Source organism: Mesorhizobium sp. WSM3862 (assembly GCF_002294985.1).
Lineage (GTDB): Bacteria > Pseudomonadota > Alphaproteobacteria > Rhizobiales > Rhizobiaceae > Mesorhizobium.
This window is the reverse complement of the sequence record NZ_NSGE01000003.1, coordinates 98,509-115,519: the sequence shown is the minus strand read 5'-3', so window position 1 is coordinate 115,519 and position 17,011 is coordinate 98,509. Positions and strand designations below refer to the sequence as shown.

Below are 17,011 nucleotides of genomic sequence, written 5' to 3'. Positions count from 1 at the left end.
ATTTCATCACCGCGAGATCCCGCCCATGATGCGTCAGTATGAGCTTGTCGAGCGCGTGCAGCGCTACAAGCCTGACGTCAATGAGGCGCTGCTCAACAAGGCCTATGTCTACGCCATGCAAAAGCATGGCCACCAGAAGCGCGCCTCGGGCGATCCCTATTTCTCGCATCCGCTGGAAGTGGCGGCCATCCTCACCGAGATGCATATGGACGAGGCGACCATCGCTGTTGCCCTGCTGCACGACACGATCGAGGACACAACCGCGACCCGGGCCGAGATCGATGAATTGTTCGGCCCCGAGATGGGCAAGCTGGTCGAGGGATTGACCAAGCTGAAGAAGCTCGACCTCGTTTCCAAGAAGGCCGAGCAGGCGGAGAACCTGCGCAAGCTGTTGCTGGCGATCTCCGAGGATATTCGCGTTCTGCTGGTCAAGCTCGCCGATCGCCTGCACAACATGCGCACGCTCGACCATATGCCCGAGTCCAAGCGCCTGCGCATCGCCGAGGAGACGATGGACATCTATGCGCCGCTCGCCGGCCGCATGGGCATGCAAGGCATGCGCGAGGAACTTGAGGAGATCGCCTTCCGCTACATCAATCCGGAAGCCTATCGCGCCGTCACCGCGCGGCTCGCCGAGATCTTCGAGCGCAACAAGGGGGTGCTGGACGAGATCGAGAAGGCGCTGTCCGGCCTGTTCGAAAAACACGCGATCAAAGCCGGCGTCAAAAGCCGGCAGAAAAAGCCGTGGTCGGTGTTCCGCAAGATGGAGGCCAAGGCGCTCTCCTTCGAGCAGCTCTCCGACATCTTCGGCTTCCGTGTGGTCGTCGACACCGTCGAGGACTGCTACCGCGCGCTTGGCGCCATCCACACCACCTGGTCGATGGTGCCCGGGCGCTTCAAGGATTACATCTCGACGCCGAAGCAGAACGACTACCGCTCGATCCACACCACCATTGTCGGCCCGTCGCGCCAGCGCGTCGAATTGCAGATCCGCACCCGCGAGATGAACAAGATCGCCGAATACGGCGTTGCCGCGCATTCGATCTACAAGGACAGCGGCGGCAAGCCGAACGGCGCAGCGCACGCGATCTCCAAGGAGACCAACGCCTATGCCTGGCTGCGCCGCACCATCGAGCAACTGGCCGAGGGCGACAATCCCGAGGATTTCCTGGAAAACACCAAGCTCGAGCTGTTCCAGGACCAGGTGTTCTGCTTCACGCCCAAAGGCATGCTGATCGCGCTGCCGCGCGGCGCCACCCCCATCGACTTCGCCTATGCCGTCCACACCGATGTCGGCGACACCTGTGTCGGCGCCAAGGTCAACGGCCGCATCATGCCGCTGATGACGGAGTTGAAGAACGGCGACGAGGTCGAGATCATCCGCTCCAAGGCACAGGTGCCGCCGGCAGCCTGGGAATCGGTCGTCGTCACCGGCAAGGCGCGCGCCGCCATCCGCCGCGCCACCAAGAATGCCATCCGCAAGCAATACTCCGGGCTCGGCGCCCGCATCCTCGAACGCGCCTTCGAGCGCGCCGGCAAGAACTTCACCAAGGAAAGCCTGAAGCCGGTTCTGCATCGCCTGGCGCGCAAGGATATAGAGGACGTGCTGGCCTCTGTCGGCCGCGGCGAGCTTGCCTCGACCGATGTCATGAAAGCAGTCTTCCCCGACTACAAGGACGAGCGCGTCACGGTCGCGGCGCCCAAGCAGCGCGAGGAAGGCTGGTCCAAGATCCGCAACGCCGCGGGCATGCTGTTCCAGATGCCCGGCCGCGCCGCGCGCAAGGGCAAGGACCAGCAGCGCGACGGTGCGGTGCCCATCCGCGGCGTGCGCGGCGACCTGCCGGTGCGCTTCGCGCCGGAAGGGGCGGTGCCCGGCGACCGCATCGTCGGCATCATCCAGCCGGGAACCGGCATCACCATCTATCCTATCCAGTCGCCGGCCCTGCAGGCTTTCGACGACCAGCCCGAGCGCTGGATCGATGTGCGCTGGGATATAGACGAGCGGACCAAGGAGCGCTTCCCGGCGCGCATCTCGGTCACAGCCATCAATGCGCCGGGCTCGCTCGCCGACATCGCGCAGGTCGTCGCGTCCAACGATGCCAACATCCACACGCTGTCGATGGTGCGCACCGCGCCCGATTTCACCGAGATGCTGATCGACCTCGAGGTTTGGGACCTGAAGCACCTCAACCGGCTGCTGTCACAGCTAAAGGACAATTCGAGCGTCAGCGACGCACGGCGTGTGAATGGGTGAATAGTGAATAGTGAATAGTGAATAGTGAATAGTGAATAGTGAATAGTGAATAGTGAATAGTGAATAGTGAATAGGTTGCTCTCACTGCCATTCACCATTCACCATTCACTCTTCGACCCACTACTCACTAATAACTACTCACCACTCGCAAAGAGCATGGAGCGAACAATGAACACCGATGAAGTGCTGGGTATTTTCCGCGAGGCTGGCGCGGTTCTCGAAGGGCATTTCATCCTGACGTCCGGACTGCGCAGCCCGATCTTCCTGCAGAAGGCGCGCGTCTTCATGCATGCCGACAAGACCGAGCGCCTGTGCAAAGCGCTGGCCGAAAAGATTCGTGAGGCGGTGACGGGCAGGATCGACTATGTCGTCGGCCCGGCGATCGGCGGCCTGATCCCGGCTTACGAGACCTCGCGCCATCTCGGCACGCCGGCGGTCTGGGTCGAGCGGGAAGGGGGCGAGTTCCGGCTGCGTCGCTTCGAGATCGCCAACGGATCGCGCGTCGTCATTGTCGAGGACATCGTCACCACGGGTCTCTCGATACGCGAGACCATCGACTGCCTGCGCCAGCTCGGCGCCGAGGTGGTGGCGGCCGCCTGCATCATCGACCGTTCGGCCGGTAAGACCGATGTCGGCGTGCCGCTGATTGCGCTCGCCGAATATGAGGTGCCGGCCTACCCGCCCGACCGCCTGCCGCCGGAACTTGCCGCCATCCCTGCCGTTAAGCCGGGAAGCCGAAATATCTGACCTGGCGATGAATGAAAACAAGCACCTGAGGGTGCCGGTTGAATCTCTTTGCCAGCGAAGCGCGCAGAGGCCCCATGATAGCCGGCATCGATCATTTCGTCCTGACGGTCCGGTCTGTCGAAGCGACTTGCGACTTCTATCAGCGCGTGCTGGGCATGGGGCGGCTGGACGAGCCGAGCCGGCCGACCGCGCTTCTGTTCGGATCGCAGAAGATCAATCTGCACGAGGTCGCTCGCACCTTTGAGCCGAAGGCTAAGGCGTCGACGCCGGGCTCCGGCGATTTCTGCCTCATTGCTGCGGTGCCTCTTGCCGAAATCCGCGCCAGCCTCGAAGCCAACGGCGTGGCGATCGAAGTCGGACCTGTCGAGCGCACCGGCGCTCGCGGCAGGATGATGTCGGTCTATTTCCGGGATCCCGACGACAATCTGGTCGAGGTCAGCGAATATCGAACTTAGCTGAAAAGCCCAGGCTGACCGCGTCCGATACCTCGGCGCCGCGGTCGCGCAAGGACGAATGGCCAAACATGCTTTGCCCAGTCTTCCTCAGTTTCGCCAGAATGGCGCTCATGTAAGAGCCTGCGGCAGACCATCGCGGCGACGTTTCGCTGTTCCGTGGTCTGGCAATCGCCGCTATAGCAAAGTTTTGTTGCCTTCCTGCGCCGGTGAAGCGCAAGATATGTTGGCGCGACCCGGCTGGCAGGGAAGCGTGTGTTGGACCAGGAACCGAAACAGAGTGCTTTTTCGACGCCGAGAGCCTGATGGCCTCCTGGAGCGGGTGCGTACTTACCTATGGCCGCGCCGCTCGTTCTCGCGCTCCGTTCAGTATTTCTCCAAGCGCATTCTGCGGCTGAAAGCGACGCCCCATTCGGTGGCCGCCGGAGTCGCGGCAGGCGTTTTCGCCTCCTTCTTCCCGCTAGGCTTCCACTTCATCATCGCCGCCGTGCTCTGCTGGGTGATCGCCGGCAATCTGGTGGCGGCAGCCCTCGGTGCGGTGTTCTTCGGCAATCCGCTGTCCTTCCCGCTGCTCTGGGGCGCGTCCTGGGAGACCGGCAAGCTCATCCTGCATGAACATCTGCCCAGGCATGGGCCGCCGGAGCATCTCGGGGAAATGATGCACACGCTTTCCTTCGCCAAGCTGTGGCACCCGATCCTGGAGCCGATGCTTCTCGGCGCGGTGCCCCTCGGCTTGGTCTTCGGGCTCGTCTTCTATGGTGTCACGCGGTGGGGCATGACCGCTTTTCGCGCGCAACGGCAGCGGCGAATGACCGAGCGAGCCGGGAAGGCCCGGCAGGGCGGACGGGAAGTTCCCGCGGAATGATCATCGGCATCGGCAGCGACCTGATCGACATCAGACGTATCGAGAAGTCCCTGGAACGGCACGGCCAGCGCTTTATCCAGCGTATCTACACCGAGGTCGAGCAGGCCAAGTCGGAGAAGCGCGCGGCCCGTGCCGCTTCCTACGCCAAGCGCTTCGCCGCCAAGGAGGCCTGCGCCAAGGCGCTTGGCACCGGCATGGCCGAGGGCGTCTTCTGGCGCGACATGGGCGTGGTCAACCTGCCCAGCGGAGCGCCCACCATGGCGCTCACCGGTGGCGCTGCCGCCAGGCTGGAAAAAATCCTGCCCAAGGGCCACCATGCGCTGATCCACCTCACCATCACCGACGATTTTCCACTTGCTCAAGCCTTTGTGATCATCGAGGCAGTGCCCGCCGAACAAGCGCCACATTGATTCCATCTGACCACGGGCGGCATGACGTTGCCCAGCGCGCGCCGAGACTCTATACCAACCAACGCACAATCGAGGACGACATGAGCGTGGCTGAAAAATCGCAGAAGAAATCCGGCGGGCTTGGGGAAACCTTTTCCGTCATCATCCAGGCTCTGCTGCTCGCGCTTGTCATCCGCACGCTGCTGTTCCAGCCCTTCTCCATCCCCTCCGGCTCGATGCGGCCGACGCTGCTCGAAGGCGACTATCTGTTCGTCACCAAATGGGCCTATGGCTATTCGCGCTACTCGCTGCCCTTCGGCCCCAATATTTTCTCCGGCCGCATCTGGGGCTCTGAGCCCAAGCGCGGCGACGTGGTCGTGTTCAAGTTCCCGCCGGATCCGTCCGTCGACTACATCAAGCGCGTCGTCGGCCTGCCCGGCGACAAGATCCAGGTCAAGGACGGCCAGCTCTTCATCAACGGCACCGCCGTGCCGCGCGAAAAGGTCGGCCAGATCGACAATCCCGACATCACCGAGGTCGACCGTCCCGTCGACGTCTATCGCGAGACGCTGCCCAACGGCGTCACCTATGACACGCTCGATCTGACGCCCAATTCGATTGGCGACAACACGCGCGAGTTCGACGTGCCGCCCGGCCACTATTTTATGATGGGCGACAATCGCGACAATTCCTCCGACAGCCGCTTCACCGTCGGTTTCGTGCCGGCCGAGAACCTCGTCGGCCGCGCCAACGTCATCTTCTTCTCGATCGCCGATGGCGCCAGCCCGTTGGAAATCTGGAAGTGGCCGTCGCTGATGCGTGCCGGCCGCCTGTTCCATCTCGTCCACTAAGGTCATGGCGGCGACCAAGCGTTTGACCGCCGATGCCCTTGCCGAAGCGCTTGTCGAGCGCACCGGCCACGCCTTCGCCGACCGCCAGCGTCTGCAGCGCGCGCTGACCCATGCCAGCGCGCGTTCGACGCATGCCGGCGTCGACTACGAACGCTTCGAATTTTTGGGCGACCGCGTTCTCGGCCTGGTCGTGGCCGACATGCTGCTCGCTGCCTTTCCCGATGCCGCCGAGGGCGAGCTGTCGCTCCGCCTCAACGCGCTTGTCAATGCCGAGGCGCTCTCCGAGATCGCCGAGGAGATCGGCCTGCCGGAGCTGATCCGCGCCGGCTCCGACGTGCGCAATCTCGAAGGCCGCAAGCGAACCAATCTGCGTGCCGACGCGCTGGAGTCGCTGATCGCCGTGCTTTACCTGGATGGTGGCCTTGAGACCGCCCGCGCGTTTATCCACCGCTACTGGCAGCCGCGCTCGCAGGCGATCGGTGCTGCCCGCCGCGATGCCAAGACCGAGTTGCAGGAGTGGGCGCACCAGGCGGCGTCGGGCGCGGTGCCGGCCTACCGGGTGGATGCTCGCGAAGGGCCCGACCACGACCCGCTGTTCACCGTCAGCGTCAAGGTCGGCTCTTTCGCGCCGGCGATCGGCAGCGGCCGTTCCAAGCGGGAAGCGGAGCAGGCGGCGGCGGCCGCGTTGCTGCTGCGCGAAGGCGTATGGAGCGCTGCATGACCGCCACCGAAACCTCCGAAACGCCTCCTACGCGCTCAGGCTTCGTCGCCCTGATCGGCGCGCCCAATGCCGGCAAGTCGACGCTGGTCAACCAGCTGGTCGGCGCGAAAGTGTCGATCGTCACCCACAAGGTGCAGACCACCCGAGCCATCGTGCGCGGCATCGCCACGCATCACAACGCGCAGATCGTCTTCGTCGACACGCCCGGCATCTTCAAGCCGAGGCGGCGGCTGGACACGGCCATGGTCACCACCGCCTGGGGCGGCGCCAAGGATGCCGATGTGGTGGTGCTGCTGATCGATGCCGAACGCGGCATCAAAGGCGATGCCGACGCCATCCTCGACCGGCTGAAGGACGTCAAGCAGCCGATGCTGCTCGTCCTCAACAAGGTCGACCGGGTCAAGCCGGAGACGCTTCTTGCTTTGGCCGCGGCAGCGAACGAAAGAGTGCCGTTCAAGCGCACCTTCATGGTCTCGGCGCTCACCGGCTCCGGCTGCAAGGACCTGCTCGATTATCTTGCCGAGACCCTTCCAGCCGGTCCCTGGTACTATCCGGAAGACCAGATCTCCGATCTGCCGATGCGCCAGCTCGCGGCCGAGATCACGCGCGAAAAGCTTTATCTGAGGCTCCATCAGGAGCTTCCCTATTCCTCGCATATCGAGACCGAGAAGTGGGAGGAGAAGAAGGACGGCTCGGTGCGCATCGAGCAGGTCATCTATGTCGAGCGCGAGAGCCAGAAGAAGATCGTGCTTGGCCACAAGGGCGAGACGATCCGCGCCATCGGCCAGGCCGCGCGCGCCGAGATCGCCGAGATCCTCGAGCAGAAGGTGCATCTTTTCCTGTTCGTCAAGGTGCGCGAGAACTGGGGCGATGACCCCGAGCGCTATCGCGAGATGGGATTGGAGTTTCCCAACTGATCCATGTCGCCCAAAAACGACGCAGTTTTGGGATAACGACATGCACAGCCCGAAGATGGATATCGACACCGCTCTCGTGCGGCGGCTCGTCGACGCGCAGTTTCCCGAATGGCGGCATCTGCCTGTGAAGCCGGTCGCGTTGGGCGGCTGGGACAACCGTACGTTCCATCTCGGCGACGCGATGGCGGTCAGGCTGCCAAGTGCTGCTCCCTATGCGCTGCAGGTCGAGAAGGAGCATCGCTGGCTGCGCAAGCTTGCGCCGCTTCTGCCGCTGCCGATTCCCGAGCCGCTCGCCATGGGCGAGCCGGCGGCGGGCTATCCCTGGCACTGGTCCGTCTACCGCTGGATCGAAGGCGAGACGGCGAAAGCCGGTCACATCGCCGACCTTCGCGCGTTCGCGGTCTCGCTGGCTGAGTTCCTCGTAGCCCTGAAACGGATCGATCCGACCGCGGGGCCGGCACCTGGCCAGCACAATTTTTATCGCGGCGGCCCGCTGGCCGTCTATGACGACGAGGCGAGACAGGCCATCGCTGCGCTTGAAGGCCGGATCGATACGCAAGCCGCCACTGCCGTCTGGAAGGCGGCGCTTGCTGCCGGCTGGCACGGCTCGCCCGTCTGGTTCCACGGCGATGTCGCCTCAGGCAATCTGCTGGTCGAGGACGGCCGTCTGAGCGCTGTCATCGATTTCGGCACGTCGGGCGTCGGCGATCCCTCCTGCGATCTCGCGATTGCCTGGACGCTGTTCGAGGGCGAGAGCCGCGAGGCATTCCGCGCGCGCATCGACGTCGATGACGCGACCTGGGCGCGCGGACGCGGCTGGACGCTGTGGAAGGCGCTCATCACCGTTGCCGGTCACGACGCCAACCAGGCCGAGGTCGGGAGGCAGCGCCGCGTGATCGACGAAGTGCTCGCCGATCATCGCAAATTGGGATGACGGCGCCAAGCAGGCGCCGTCACCGGTCGAGTATTCATGCAGTGGCAAGTCGCTTCGCCGGCCGTCGCATAAAGCTTTCCGTGCCGTAATAGGCAACGATCGTGATCGCGATGACCGCCCAGATCGCGACGCCGAGCCATTGCTGCTGGATATAGTCGCCGTCGACGAACACCTTGGCGAGGAAGCGTACGCTGTTCTGGTGTGAGACATGCATCAGGATGGCCAGCAATACGCTGCCCGTGTTCTGGTAAAGCCAGGTGAAGACGATCCCGGCCAGCACGACGTTGATCGTGCTGTAGAGGCTGAGATCGCCAAGCAGGCCGAGCGGCAAGTGCCAGATTGCCCATATCACGCCGAGGATCAGGCTGCCGGCGAGTGCTGGGCGACGGCCAAGAAGATGCGGGGTCGCAAAGCCGCGCCAGCCGGGCTCCTCGCCCAGCGGACCGCTGAATACGGCATAGAGCGCGATCATGGGCGCCACCTCGGAGAAGGCCGGAATGTTCCCCCACGACGGCTTCGCCGAACCGAGGAACGGATTGATCAGGATCGAGGCGAGCTGCGTCCCGAACGGCAGGCCGACCGCCACCAGATACCAGATCGGGCGAACGCGCCATTTCACCATCGAGGCGAGGATGGTCTTCACCGCGCCCCAGCCGCCGGCGAGTGCCGCGACGGTGAAGCCCGAGATTGCCGGTCCGAAGGTGAACCAGGGAATGCTCTGGCCATGCGACAGATAGAAGGGAATGAACGCCAGCCATGTCAGGCCGAGCGCCAGCGAAAAGAAGATGGTCAACTGGTGCCCGCGCACCACGCCCAGGAAGGAGCTCATATCGATCCTCTCATCGGGCCATTGTAGCGAGTGGTCGCCTGCCCGAGAGGTCGACGCTTCGGGAAATAGCCAGCCGAGCCGCTCGGCGGTCTGCGCCGGTTCACCCGGTCAATGCGCCGATATTTGGCGCCGGCGCGGCCGAAAAATCCCGAACGGTTTCTGAGAATTTTCCGATATTGCCGCCGCGGCGGCAGCGGCGGATGTTGCCTGCCATCACTGTCGGAACAGATTATGGATCACGGGCGGCAATCTTGATTTCGCCGCCCAACAAGTGAAAAGCTCGACGTATGGAATGGCGCGACGAGGGAATCATTCTCGGCACCCGCAAGCATGGCGAAACCAGCGCCATACTCGAGGTGATGACGCGTACCCATGGGCGGCATCTCGGTCTGGTGCGGGGCGGCCGCTCGCGCAAGCAGCAGCCGGTGCTGCAGCCCGGCAATCGCGTCGATCTTTTGTGGCGGGCGCGTCTCGACGAGCATCTCGGCATCTTCCAGGCCGAGGCGATCGAGATGAACGCCGCCCGGCTGATGGACAGCGCAGTCGCCGTCTACGGCCTGCAGACCATGGCCGCGCATCTCAGGCTTCTGCCCGAACGCGATCCCCATGGCGGCCTCTACGAGGCTCTTGCGGTGATGATCTCCCATCTGGGCGATGCCGATGCCGCGGGCGAGCTGGTGGCGCGCTTCGAATTGCTGATCCTGGATGAGCTCGGCTTCGGCCTCGACCTCAGCCAATGTGCGGCGACCGGATCGCGGCAGGATCTCGCCTATGTGTCGCCGAAATCCGGACGCGCCGTCTCGCGCGCTGCGGGCGCGGCTTGGCACGACAAGATGCTGGCGCTGCCGGCCTTCCTGCAGCGCGGCTCCGGCGTACGCGCCGATGCCGCGGCGGTGGAGGACGCCTTCCGGCTGACCGGCTTCTTCTTCACCCGCCACGTCTATGAGCCGCGCGGCATCGAGCCGCCCGACGCCCGCGCCGGATTCCTCTCCGCGCTGCGCCGGCATCAGGTGGCGGTGAAGGTGATTGCCGGCGAGTAAGGCCAGGATCTAGTCGGCTCGCCGTCGCTCCAGAAAATCGTCGAGGATGGGACGCTGGCCTTTCAGGATCTTGAGACCCGCCTCGGGGAGTGAGAACCAGCCGGCTTTGTCCACTTCGGGAAATTCCTTCATGGCTCCCGACCTTGGCGGCCATTCCATGGTGAACATGTTGCTCCTGACGGCATTCACATCGATGTCCGCTTCGACGCTCCAGGCGATCACGATTTTACCGCCCGGCTGCTTGTAGCTGCCGACTGGCTGGAAATTGCCGTCGATCGCGACGCCTAGCTCCTCCTCGGCCTCACGCCGAGCGGCCACGAGATCTTCCTCGCCATCGTCGATCAGCCCCTTCGGGATCGACCAGGCCCCTTCATCTTTCCTTGCCCAGAATGGTCCGCCGGGATGGACCAGCAGGAACTCGAACACACCGGCGGTTTGCCTGAAGATCAGCAGGCCCGCGCTTCGTTGCGGCATCGGTCATCCTCTTGCTAATTCCCGCTAGCGTTCGAGGATAGCACGAGTGTTCCGCGGCGAGCGGCCGGCAATTTGCGGCCCGAGCCTCAGCCGCTTCGACGTATCGCCGTTGGATAAAGCCCGCGGTCGCTGGCAATCGGCGCCGAAACATGCTCGATCTTGCAGGCCGGCAGGGCGCTGATTGGGTAGCCGTCTCATCGCCGCATTTGTCGGCCACGACTGGCACGGTTTTGAGGGGAAACCGCCATGTTTTTCGGCCTGATCGCCATTGCCGCTGTCATCGCTTTATTCGTCATCATTTCACGCCAGCAGACGCGCATCGGACTGATCGAGCGCGAGCTTGGCGCGCTGCGCAGCTTGGTGCTTTCGGGCATCCCGCAGCCCGCGCCCCGGACTGGCGAGGCCGCGGAAGCTGCTGCAGGCGAAGCTCCCGCCGTGATTGCCGCAGCGGCCGCGCCGCCGGCAGGTGAAGCAGCCCCGCAGGCCACAGCCGCCGCGAGGCCCGACGAACCAAAAGCCGAAGCGCCAGCTCAAGCGGGCGAGGGGACTCCGTCCGAACCCGCCGGAGAGGGACAATTGACGCAACCTGCCGCGCCGGCCGAAGCGGCAGTACCTGCAAGGGCCGCCCGCGATGTCGAGACGGCGCTCGGCACGCGTTGGGCGGTCTGGGTCGGCGGCATCGCGCTGGCGCTGGGTGGCCTGTTCCTGATCCGCTACACGATCGAGGCCGGCATTTTCGGCCCCGGCGTGCGACTGACCATGGCCGGCGTTCTCGGCCTTGTGCTGCTTGCCGGCGCCGAGTTCATCCGCCGCACCGGCTTCCGGGTGCCGGTGCAGGGAGCTGCCGGCGCCTACATCCCGGCGATTCTGACGGGCGCCGGCGCCTTCATCCTGTTCGGCACCGTCTATGCAGCCTATGGCATCTACGGCTTTATCGGCCCCGCGCTCGCCTTCACGCTGCTCGGCGCGATCGGCGTCGCCACCATTGCCGTCTCGCTGGTCCACGGCCTGGCGCTGGCCGGCATCGGCCTCGTCGGTGCCATGGTGACGCCGGCCCTCGTCGCCTCGGAGGCGCCGAACCCGTGGGCGCTGTTCGTCTACCTGGCGATCGTGCTTGCCGCCACGGCGGCTATCGCCCGCATCCGCGATTGGAAGGCGCTTGTCGCGGCAGCCTTCGCCGGCACCGGCATCTGGACCATCGTCTACATGACCAATGCACCGGAGGTGAATCTCTCGACGGTGCTGTTCATCAGCCTGGCCTCGCTTGCCGTGCTCGCCTTCGTCTGGCTAGCCGATTTCTTGACTGCTGGCCGCGACGACGCGGAGCCCGGCTTCGACTGGCCATCGATCGCGCCCGGCTTCTTCGTTGCGCTGACCGCGCTCGGGCTGTCGGTCGATCCGGTGTTTGCCAAGGCGGGTTATGCCTCGCACGGCGCGGTGCTGCTCGCCGCGCTGCTGGCAGTGGCGCTCTACCGGCCGCGCGCCTTGCCGCTCCTCTTCGCCGCCGGCCTGGCGACCGCGCTGATCTATCTCGGCATCATCCCGCCCGCCACCATCGGCGCCGATGCGCTGGATGTCGGCCTGGGCGCCGAGCCGCTGGCGGCATCCGACACGCTGACCTTCCGCCTCGGCATCGCGCTTGCCCTGGTCTTCATCGCAGCCGGGTTCTGGGCCGCGCGCCGCTTTGCGGCTGCTGCGCCCATCCGCGCCGCGTCATGGGCGGCATGGGGTGTCATTGTGCCGCTGGTCGTGCTCACCGCGCTCTGGCTCACCTTCGGCGACATCGACCGCGATTTTGGCTACGCGCTGCCGGCCCTGCTTCTGGTGCTCGTCTTTGCCGCCGGCGGCGAGTGGATCGCGCGCGCCGAGGAACCGCCGCTCCGCGGCGGCCCCGCCGTCTCCTTCGCGCTCGGCGGCGGCGGCGTCGCAGGCTTGTTGATGCTGCACATGGCCTTCGGCTCCGGCTGGACGACGGTGCTGCTCGGCGCCGCCGCCGTCGTGCCGGCGCTCGCGACGCGCTGGCGCAGCTTCCCGGTGCTGGGCTGGATCGCGGTCGGCGCGGCTGTCGCCGTGCTTGGTCGCGTCGCCTTCGATCCGATCATCGTCGGCGCGGCGGCACTGTCGACGACGCCGGTCTTCAATTGGCTCTTGCCGGGCTATGGCGTTCCGGCGCTCGCCTTCGGCTTCGCCGCCTGGCAACTCGCGCGCACCACCAACGGACGGCCGCGTCTTGCCATGGAAGCGGCCTCGGCGCTGTTCGGCCTGCTCACGATTGCGATGCTGGTGCGCCATGCCATGCATGGCGGCGTCATCGACACCGGCCCCGTCACCCTTGCCGAGCAGGCGATCTACACGCTGATCGCGCTCGGCGCCGGCGCCATACTGGTCGCCATCGACCTGCGCTCGCCGAGCCCGGTGCTGCGCTATGGCTCGATGGCCGCCGGCGTGCTCTCGGTCGCCTTCATCGCCATCCGGCATTTCGTGGTGCTGAACCCGCTGCTGACGGATGAATCGACCGGCGCCGTCCCGTTCTTCAACCTGTTGTTACTCGCCTATCTGCTGCCGGCGGTCGCAGCAGGAGCATTGGCGCTTTATGTTCGCGAGAGGCGCCCGAGATGGTATGCCGCGATGCTGGCGCTGGTCGCTTCGCTGCTCGCCTTCGCCTACGCCACGCTGTCGGTCCGGCGCCTGTTCAAGGGCGAGTTCATCGGCCTGTGGAGCGGCCTCGGCCAGCTTGAGACCTATACCTATTCGGCGCTCTGGCTGGTCATCGGCGTGGCGCTGCTGACCGCCGGCGTCTGGCTGAGGTCGCAGGTGCTGCGCATCGCCTCGGCCGTGCTCATAGCGGTCGCCGTGCTGAAGGTCTTCCTCTTCGACATGTCGGAGCTGGAAGGCGTGCTGCGCGCGCTCTCCTTCATCGGTCTGGGCGCCGTGCTGATCGGTATCGGACTTTTCTATCAGCGTCTGCTGACAAGGGCGGCGAGGTTAGGAGCCGAATAAAGGTCAGACCAAATCGGTCTGCGAGAAGTCGTTGCCCTTGTAGAGCAGAGGTACGCGATAGGCTTTGGCGCATGCGTAGCTGAAGCAGTCGCCGAAATTCAGTTTGGCTGGGTGGCCCACATATCGACCATAATCTTGCGCGGCCCTTACAGCGAGTTCTCGGATCCGCGTGTCCAGCGGGACCTCAACGGCCTTGAGTTCGGCCAGGAAACCCAAGACGATCATTTGACATCGTTCGATCAGGGCGGGTGGCGTCGGAAGCTGGTCGCCGTTTTCCGCTACGGATTTCCTGCGAGCTATCCCAACAATCGCCTCGAATGCGGAACTCGGCGAGAAATAAAGCTTCTCGGCGGCTTCCATTTTCCTAAGAAGGCGGTTCGCACCCGGCTCTTCCGATATGATAGCGATGATAGCGGAAGCATCGAGAAACATCAGAGGTCATCCCATCCTTCGTCCATGAATTTCTTCATGTCGAAGTCCAGGTCGTCCGGACCGAGCGCCCTCGCTGCGTCCTGATACTTTCTAATGCGCTCGCTTAGTGGGAGGACGGCATGTGCCCGTTCGAGCTCACGCTTGAGCGCGATCCGCACGGCTTCAGTCTTCGTGGGCGCCTTGATCGCGGACTGCAGCTGACGAGCCAGCGCGTCAACCTCGTCATCGCGGATATACAAAGACATTGTCGAATTCCTCCGGCGTATATTCTAAGATGAATATGCAAGATATTCAACGACGAATATACAATGGCCAAAGCCGGTATTCAACCTTGGTTCCGCTTCCGCTCGCGCCGGGAATAAACCGGCATCCGCCGGCGTTATTCAGGTGCTTGGGTACCGGAGCGGGTGGTCCGCTTCGTGCTGGCTGCTTGCGCCGCGCCGGGAAGGCGCGTTCAATCGAATGGAAGACGACCACGAAACAAGCGGTCATGGACGACAAGAAGGCAGCGATCCTGAGCGAGATACCGCGTCTGCGCCGCTACGCGCGCTCGTTGCTGCGCGACCGCGATTCCGCCGACGATCTCGTCCAGGACTGCCTCGAGCGGGCGCTTGTGCGGCTCGACAACTGGCAAACTGGAGAAAGCCCCAGGAGGTGGCTGTTTACGATCATGCATCATCTGTTCATCGACCAGATGCGCAAGGTTAACCGGCGCGGCGAGGCGGCAATGTTGCCTCTGGAAGCCGGCGAAGCCCAGGCCGCGCCCGCCGATCAGGTCGAAAGCATAGCCTCGCGCGAGATCATGGATGCCCTGCAGGCGATCGGCCCCGATCGCCGCGCGGCATTGGTCATGGTCGCTATCGAAGGCTTTTCCTATGCCGAGGCCGCCAACATCCTGGGTGTGCCGGCCGGCACGCTGATGTCGCGCATCGCGCGTGGCCGCGAGGAACTGCGCGGCCTGCTGGACGACTCCTCGCGCCGCCGCTCGATAAGGATCGTCGAGCGATGACCCGGCGCGATTTCAGCGAACGCGATATCCACATGGCCCTCGATGGCGAGCTGCCGGGCGAGGAGCGCATGGCCTATGACGCCTGGCTCGAAGCCAATCCCGAAATGAAGGCGAAGAGCGCCCGTTACATAGCCGACCGTGCGGCGCTCCGCGCCGCCCTGGCCGGCGTGATGAACGAACCGGTGCCGGCAAGGCTACGGCACGCGGTGCTTGGCGAAGCGCCGGCGCGGACGCCTGCCTGGCGCTCGCGCTGGTGGCTTTCGGCGGCGGCGGCAGCCGTGCTGATGGTCGGCGGGTTCGGTGGCTATCTCGCCGGCATCGACGGCATTGGCCGCAGCGGTGAGAGCGACGACCAACTCGCGGAGCAGGCGATTTCCGCCCATCTCATCTACGCCGCCGAGAAGCGTCACGCGGTCGAGGTGCCGGCAAGCGACAAGGACCATCTGCAGACCTGGCTGTCCAACCGGGTAGGGCTGAAGCTGGTGGCGCCCGATCTCGCGGCCGAGGGCTTCGCACTCGTCGGCGGCCGGCTGTTGCCGGCGGGCGAGCGTGGCAAGGCCGCGATGTTGCTTTACGAGGACGCCAAGGGCGAGCGCATCTCGCTCTTCGTAACCGCCGAATCATCGCAGACCACCAAGGGAACCTATACGGCCGAGGCTGACGGTCCGGAAGCGGTGTATTGGCTGGACAAGGGCTATGGCTGCGCCGTCGTCGGCACATTGCCGCCGGAGCGTCTGTCGGAGGTCGCCAAGAGCGCCTATGGCCAGCTTCTGGCCGGTATTTCGAGCTGAGGAGGCGGCTGTTTTCAACGGCCTACGCTGTTTCGAATTAGTGGTTCAGTTCAAAGCCGTGGTGCTTTTCTGCCGCCGCGGAACCTGTCACAATTCGGCCCTAATCAAGGAGCGATAGCGCTTGATGAAGACCGGCGCTTCGGCCGGGGTGCTGCTTTTGACCGGGGCCGTTTCCTTTAATCCAATCGAGGTTCTCCCAAACCCCGCATGCCTGCCGAGATCCGCAAGGCCCGCGCGTCGGACGTCGATGACCTCGCCGCCATCGAGAAGGCTGTCTTCTCAAGCGATCGCCTGTCGCGCCGCTCCTTTCGCCAATTGATCGAGCGTGAGACCGCCGAGATGCTGGTGGCCGAGAATGACGGCCATGTCGCCGGCTACGCGGTGGTCTTGTTTCGCAAGGGCAGCGGCGTGGCCCGGCTCTATTCCATCGCCGTCGGTCCCTTCTTCGGCAATCTCGGCATCGGCCGCCAATTGCTTGCCGCGGCCGAAGAGGCGGCTTATGAACACGATCGCATGATGCTGCGGCTCGAGGTTCGCGAGGACAATCAGCGCGCCATCGGCATCTACGAGCAGGCAGGCTACCGAAAGATCGGCCGCGAGCCCGACTACTACGAGGACGGCGCCACCGCGCTGCGTTACGAAAAGACCCTGCGCGGCGATGTCCCGACCAGCACCGGGGTGCCGTTTTACCAGCAGACCTGCGAGTTCACCTGCGGTCCGTGCTGCCTGATGATGGCAATGGCCAATTTCGATTCCGGCTTCGTGCCCGATCCGGTCATGGAAATACGCCTGTGGCGCGAGGCGACCACGGTATTCATGATGTCGGGGCCGGGCGGCTGCGAGCCTTTCGGCCTGGCCGTGGCCGGCTATGAAAGCGGGCTTGCCGCCGAGATCTTCGTATCCTTTCACGGCGCGCTGTTCCTGCAGTCGGTGCGCAGCGAGGACAAGCGCCGGGTGATGGAGCTCGCCCAGGTCGACTTCCGCCGGCGCGCGGAACTTTACGGCATCCCGGTGAATTACCGTCCGTTCGGCATCGAAGACATCCGCGCTGCCCTTGCCGAGGGCAAGCTGGTGCTGGTGTTGATCAGCGGCTTCCTGATGTTCGGCAAGAAGGTGCCGCATTGGGTGCTGGCCATCGGCGACGACGGCGACCATATCCTCATCCACGATCCTTGGGTCGAAGACGAAAGGCAGGAAACCATCCTCGACGCCGCCAACATTCCCGTGCCCTATGGCATCTTCATGAACATGGCTCAGTTCGGCCGCGACGGGTTGCGCGCCGCCATCAACCTGGGAAAACGCTGAC

19 protein-coding genes are annotated in these 17,011 nt (G+C 64.5%); 14 read left to right on the top strand and 5 right to left on the bottom strand.

The genetic code is table 11. The annotated features are described in order from the left end of the window. The first annotated feature begins 25 nt into the window (after window positions 1–25). From CK224_RS09030 to CK224_RS09020, 3 genes are all read left to right on the top strand, one after another. Window positions 26–2,254 carry a bifunctional (p)ppGpp synthetase/guanosine-3',5'-bis(diphosphate) 3'-pyrophosphohydrolase gene (locus tag CK224_RS09030; protein WP_066997471.1) on the top strand — a complete coding sequence of 743 codons (2,229 nt, stop codon included), beginning with the start codon at window positions 26–28 and terminating at the stop codon, window positions 2,252–2,254. A 168-nt stretch (window positions 2,255–2,422) separates the two neighbouring features. Then, window positions 2,423–3,001 carry an orotate phosphoribosyltransferase gene (gene pyrE, locus CK224_RS09025; protein WP_095781528.1) on the top strand — a complete coding sequence of 193 codons (579 nt, stop codon included), beginning with the start codon at window positions 2,423–2,425 and terminating at the stop codon, window positions 2,999–3,001. 74 nt (window positions 3,002–3,075) lie between these two features. Beyond that, entirely contained in the window at window positions 3,076–3,456 is a 381-nt protein-coding gene (locus tag CK224_RS09020) for a VOC family protein (RefSeq protein WP_095781943.1), read from the top strand. On the opposite strand, the gene CK224_RS32340 is transcribed toward CK224_RS09020, so the two are convergent. Next, complete coding sequence (locus CK224_RS32340; RefSeq protein WP_259979799.1) at window positions 3,437–3,568, bottom strand: hypothetical protein; 132 nt, start codon at window positions 3,566–3,568, stop codon at window positions 3,437–3,439. The genes CK224_RS09020 and CK224_RS32340 overlap by 20 nt on opposite strands. Before the next feature lie 165 nt (window positions 3,569–3,733). Between CK224_RS32340 and CK224_RS09015 the strand changes: the two genes are divergently transcribed. The 6 genes from CK224_RS09015 (at window position 3,734) to CK224_RS08990 (ending at window position 8,130) form a co-directional block, all read left to right on the top strand. Continuing rightward, complete coding sequence (locus CK224_RS09015; protein ID WP_066997464.1) at window positions 3,734–4,318, top strand: DUF2062 domain-containing protein; 585 nt, start codon at window positions 3,734–3,736, stop codon at window positions 4,316–4,318. After that, window positions 4,315–4,728, top strand: coding sequence for a holo-ACP synthase (gene acpS, locus CK224_RS09010; protein ID WP_067321104.1), 414 nt, complete (start codon window positions 4,315–4,317; stop codon window positions 4,726–4,728). Before CK224_RS09015 ends, acpS begins: the two co-directional genes overlap by 4 nt. A gap of 80 nt (window positions 4,729–4,808) precedes the next feature. Next, window positions 4,809–5,558 carry a signal peptidase I gene (gene lepB, locus CK224_RS09005; protein WP_066997458.1) on the top strand — a complete coding sequence of 250 codons (750 nt, stop codon included), beginning with the start codon at window positions 4,809–4,811 and terminating at the stop codon, window positions 5,556–5,558. 4 nt (window positions 5,559–5,562) lie between these two features. Beyond that, the gene (gene rnc, locus CK224_RS09000; RefSeq protein WP_066997455.1) at window positions 5,563–6,279 is read left to right on the top strand and encodes a ribonuclease III; all 717 of its coding nucleotides are present in this window, start codon (window positions 5,563–5,565) and stop codon (window positions 6,277–6,279) included. Beyond that, window positions 6,264–7,196, top strand: coding sequence for a GTPase Era (era, locus tag CK224_RS08995; protein WP_170950229.1), 933 nt, complete (start codon window positions 6,264–6,266; stop codon window positions 7,194–7,196). Before rnc ends, era begins: the two co-directional genes overlap by 16 nt. A 40-nt stretch (window positions 7,197–7,236) precedes the next feature. Beyond that, window positions 7,237–8,130: an aminoglycoside phosphotransferase family protein gene (locus tag CK224_RS08990; protein ID WP_095781527.1), complete on the top strand. Its 894-nt coding sequence runs from the start codon at window positions 7,237–7,239 to the stop codon at window positions 8,128–8,130. 34 nt (window positions 8,131–8,164) lie between these two features. Here CK224_RS08990 and CK224_RS08985 read toward each other — a convergent pair whose 3' ends face one another. Continuing rightward, window positions 8,165–8,959, bottom strand: coding sequence for a type II CAAX endopeptidase family protein (locus tag CK224_RS08985; RefSeq protein ID WP_095781526.1), 795 nt, complete (start codon window positions 8,957–8,959; stop codon window positions 8,165–8,167). Between the two features lie 287 nt (window positions 8,960–9,246). Between CK224_RS08985 and recO the strand changes: the two genes are divergently transcribed. Next, on the top strand, window positions 9,247–9,999 hold the full coding sequence (recO, locus tag CK224_RS08980; protein WP_095781525.1) for a DNA repair protein RecO: 753 nt from the start codon (window positions 9,247–9,249) through the stop codon (window positions 9,997–9,999). 9 nt (window positions 10,000–10,008) lie between these two features. Here recO and CK224_RS08975 read toward each other — a convergent pair whose 3' ends face one another. Next, the gene (locus tag CK224_RS08975; RefSeq protein ID WP_095781524.1) at window positions 10,009–10,473 is read right to left on the bottom strand and encodes an NUDIX domain-containing protein; all 465 of its coding nucleotides are present in this window, start codon (window positions 10,471–10,473) and stop codon (window positions 10,009–10,011) included. A 246-nt stretch (window positions 10,474–10,719) separates the two neighbouring features. Here CK224_RS08975 and CK224_RS08970 point away from each other — a divergent pair, with 246 nt between their 5' ends. Then, complete coding sequence (locus CK224_RS08970) at window positions 10,720–13,473, top strand: DUF2339 domain-containing protein (RefSeq protein WP_095781523.1); 2,754 nt, start codon at window positions 10,720–10,722, stop codon at window positions 13,471–13,473. 3 nt (window positions 13,474–13,476) lie between these two features. Here the strand turns inward: CK224_RS08970 and CK224_RS08965 are convergent, their stop codons facing one another. Together CK224_RS08965 and CK224_RS08960 are read right to left on the bottom strand one after the other, a co-directional pair. Beyond that, window positions 13,477–13,905 carry a type II toxin-antitoxin system VapC family toxin gene (locus CK224_RS08965; protein ID WP_095781522.1) on the bottom strand — a complete coding sequence of 143 codons (429 nt, stop codon included), beginning with the start codon at window positions 13,903–13,905 and terminating at the stop codon, window positions 13,477–13,479. Continuing rightward, window positions 13,905–14,150 (bottom strand): type II toxin-antitoxin system VapB family antitoxin, encoded by a 246-nt coding sequence (locus tag CK224_RS08960; protein ID WP_066997434.1) that lies wholly within the window; start codon window positions 14,148–14,150, stop codon window positions 13,905–13,907. Before CK224_RS08960 ends, CK224_RS08965 begins: the two co-directional genes overlap by 1 nt. A 245-nt stretch (window positions 14,151–14,395) precedes the next feature. Here CK224_RS08960 and CK224_RS08955 point away from each other — a divergent pair, with 245 nt between their 5' ends. The 3 genes from CK224_RS08955 to CK224_RS08945 all read left to right on the top strand — a co-directional run bounded on the left by CK224_RS08955 (window position 14,396) and on the right by CK224_RS08945 (window position 17,010). Beyond that, window positions 14,396–14,914: an RNA polymerase sigma factor gene (locus CK224_RS08955; RefSeq protein ID WP_066998131.1), complete on the top strand. Its 519-nt coding sequence runs from the start codon at window positions 14,396–14,398 to the stop codon at window positions 14,912–14,914. After that, window positions 14,911–15,705 carry an anti-sigma factor gene (locus CK224_RS08950; protein ID WP_095781521.1) on the top strand — a complete coding sequence of 265 codons (795 nt, stop codon included), beginning with the start codon at window positions 14,911–14,913 and terminating at the stop codon, window positions 15,703–15,705. The genes CK224_RS08955 and CK224_RS08950 overlap by 4 nt, the downstream gene beginning before the upstream one ends. 207 nt (window positions 15,706–15,912) lie before the next feature. Then, window positions 15,913–17,010 (top strand): GNAT family N-acetyltransferase/peptidase C39 family protein, encoded by a 1,098-nt coding sequence (locus CK224_RS08945; protein ID WP_095777847.1) that lies wholly within the window; start codon window positions 15,913–15,915, stop codon window positions 17,008–17,010. Window position 17,011: the final 1 nt, after the last annotated feature.

Coding starts and splice junctions, on each gene's coding strand:
- CK224_RS08990 (WP_095781527.1), top strand. CDS start 7,237: ATGCACAGCCCGAAGATGGATATCGACACCGCTCTCGTGCGGCGGCTC.
- era (WP_170950229.1), top strand. CDS start 6,264: ATGGAGCGCTGCATGACCGCCACCGAAACCTCCGAAACGCCTCCTACG.
- CK224_RS08975 (WP_095781524.1), bottom strand. CDS start 10,473: ATGCCGCAACGAAGCGCGGGCCTGCTGATCTTCAGGCAAACCGCCGGT.
- CK224_RS08970 (WP_095781523.1), top strand. CDS start 10,720: ATGTTTTTCGGCCTGATCGCCATTGCCGCTGTCATCGCTTTATTCGTC.
- CK224_RS09020 (WP_095781943.1), top strand. CDS start 3,076: ATGATAGCCGGCATCGATCATTTCGTCCTGACGGTCCGGTCTGTCGAA.
- CK224_RS08960 (WP_066997434.1), bottom strand. CDS start 14,150: ATGTCTTTGTATATCCGCGATGACGAGGTTGACGCGCTGGCTCGTCAG.
- acpS (WP_067321104.1), top strand. CDS start 4,315: ATGATCATCGGCATCGGCAGCGACCTGATCGACATCAGACGTATCGAG.
- CK224_RS08985 (WP_095781526.1), bottom strand. CDS start 8,959: ATGAGCTCCTTCCTGGGCGTGGTGCGCGGGCACCAGTTGACCATCTTC.
- CK224_RS08965 (WP_095781522.1), bottom strand. CDS start 13,905: ATGTTTCTCGATGCTTCCGCTATCATCGCTATCATATCGGAAGAGCCG.
- CK224_RS32340 (WP_259979799.1), bottom strand. CDS start 3,568: ATGAGCGCCATTCTGGCGAAACTGAGGAAGACTGGGCAAAGCATGTTT.
- CK224_RS08955 (WP_066998131.1), top strand. CDS start 14,396: ATGGACGACAAGAAGGCAGCGATCCTGAGCGAGATACCGCGTCTGCGC.
- CK224_RS08950 (WP_095781521.1), top strand. CDS start 14,911: ATGACCCGGCGCGATTTCAGCGAACGCGATATCCACATGGCCCTCGAT.
- recO (WP_095781525.1), top strand. CDS start 9,247: ATGGAATGGCGCGACGAGGGAATCATTCTCGGCACCCGCAAGCATGGC.
- rnc (WP_066997455.1), top strand. CDS start 5,563: ATGGCGGCGACCAAGCGTTTGACCGCCGATGCCCTTGCCGAAGCGCTT.
- CK224_RS09030 (WP_066997471.1), top strand. CDS start 26: ATGATGCGTCAGTATGAGCTTGTCGAGCGCGTGCAGCGCTACAAGCCT.
- CK224_RS08945 (WP_095777847.1), top strand. CDS start 15,913: ATGCCTGCCGAGATCCGCAAGGCCCGCGCGTCGGACGTCGATGACCTC.
- pyrE (WP_095781528.1), top strand. CDS start 2,423: ATGAACACCGATGAAGTGCTGGGTATTTTCCGCGAGGCTGGCGCGGTT.
- lepB (WP_066997458.1), top strand. CDS start 4,809: ATGAGCGTGGCTGAAAAATCGCAGAAGAAATCCGGCGGGCTTGGGGAA.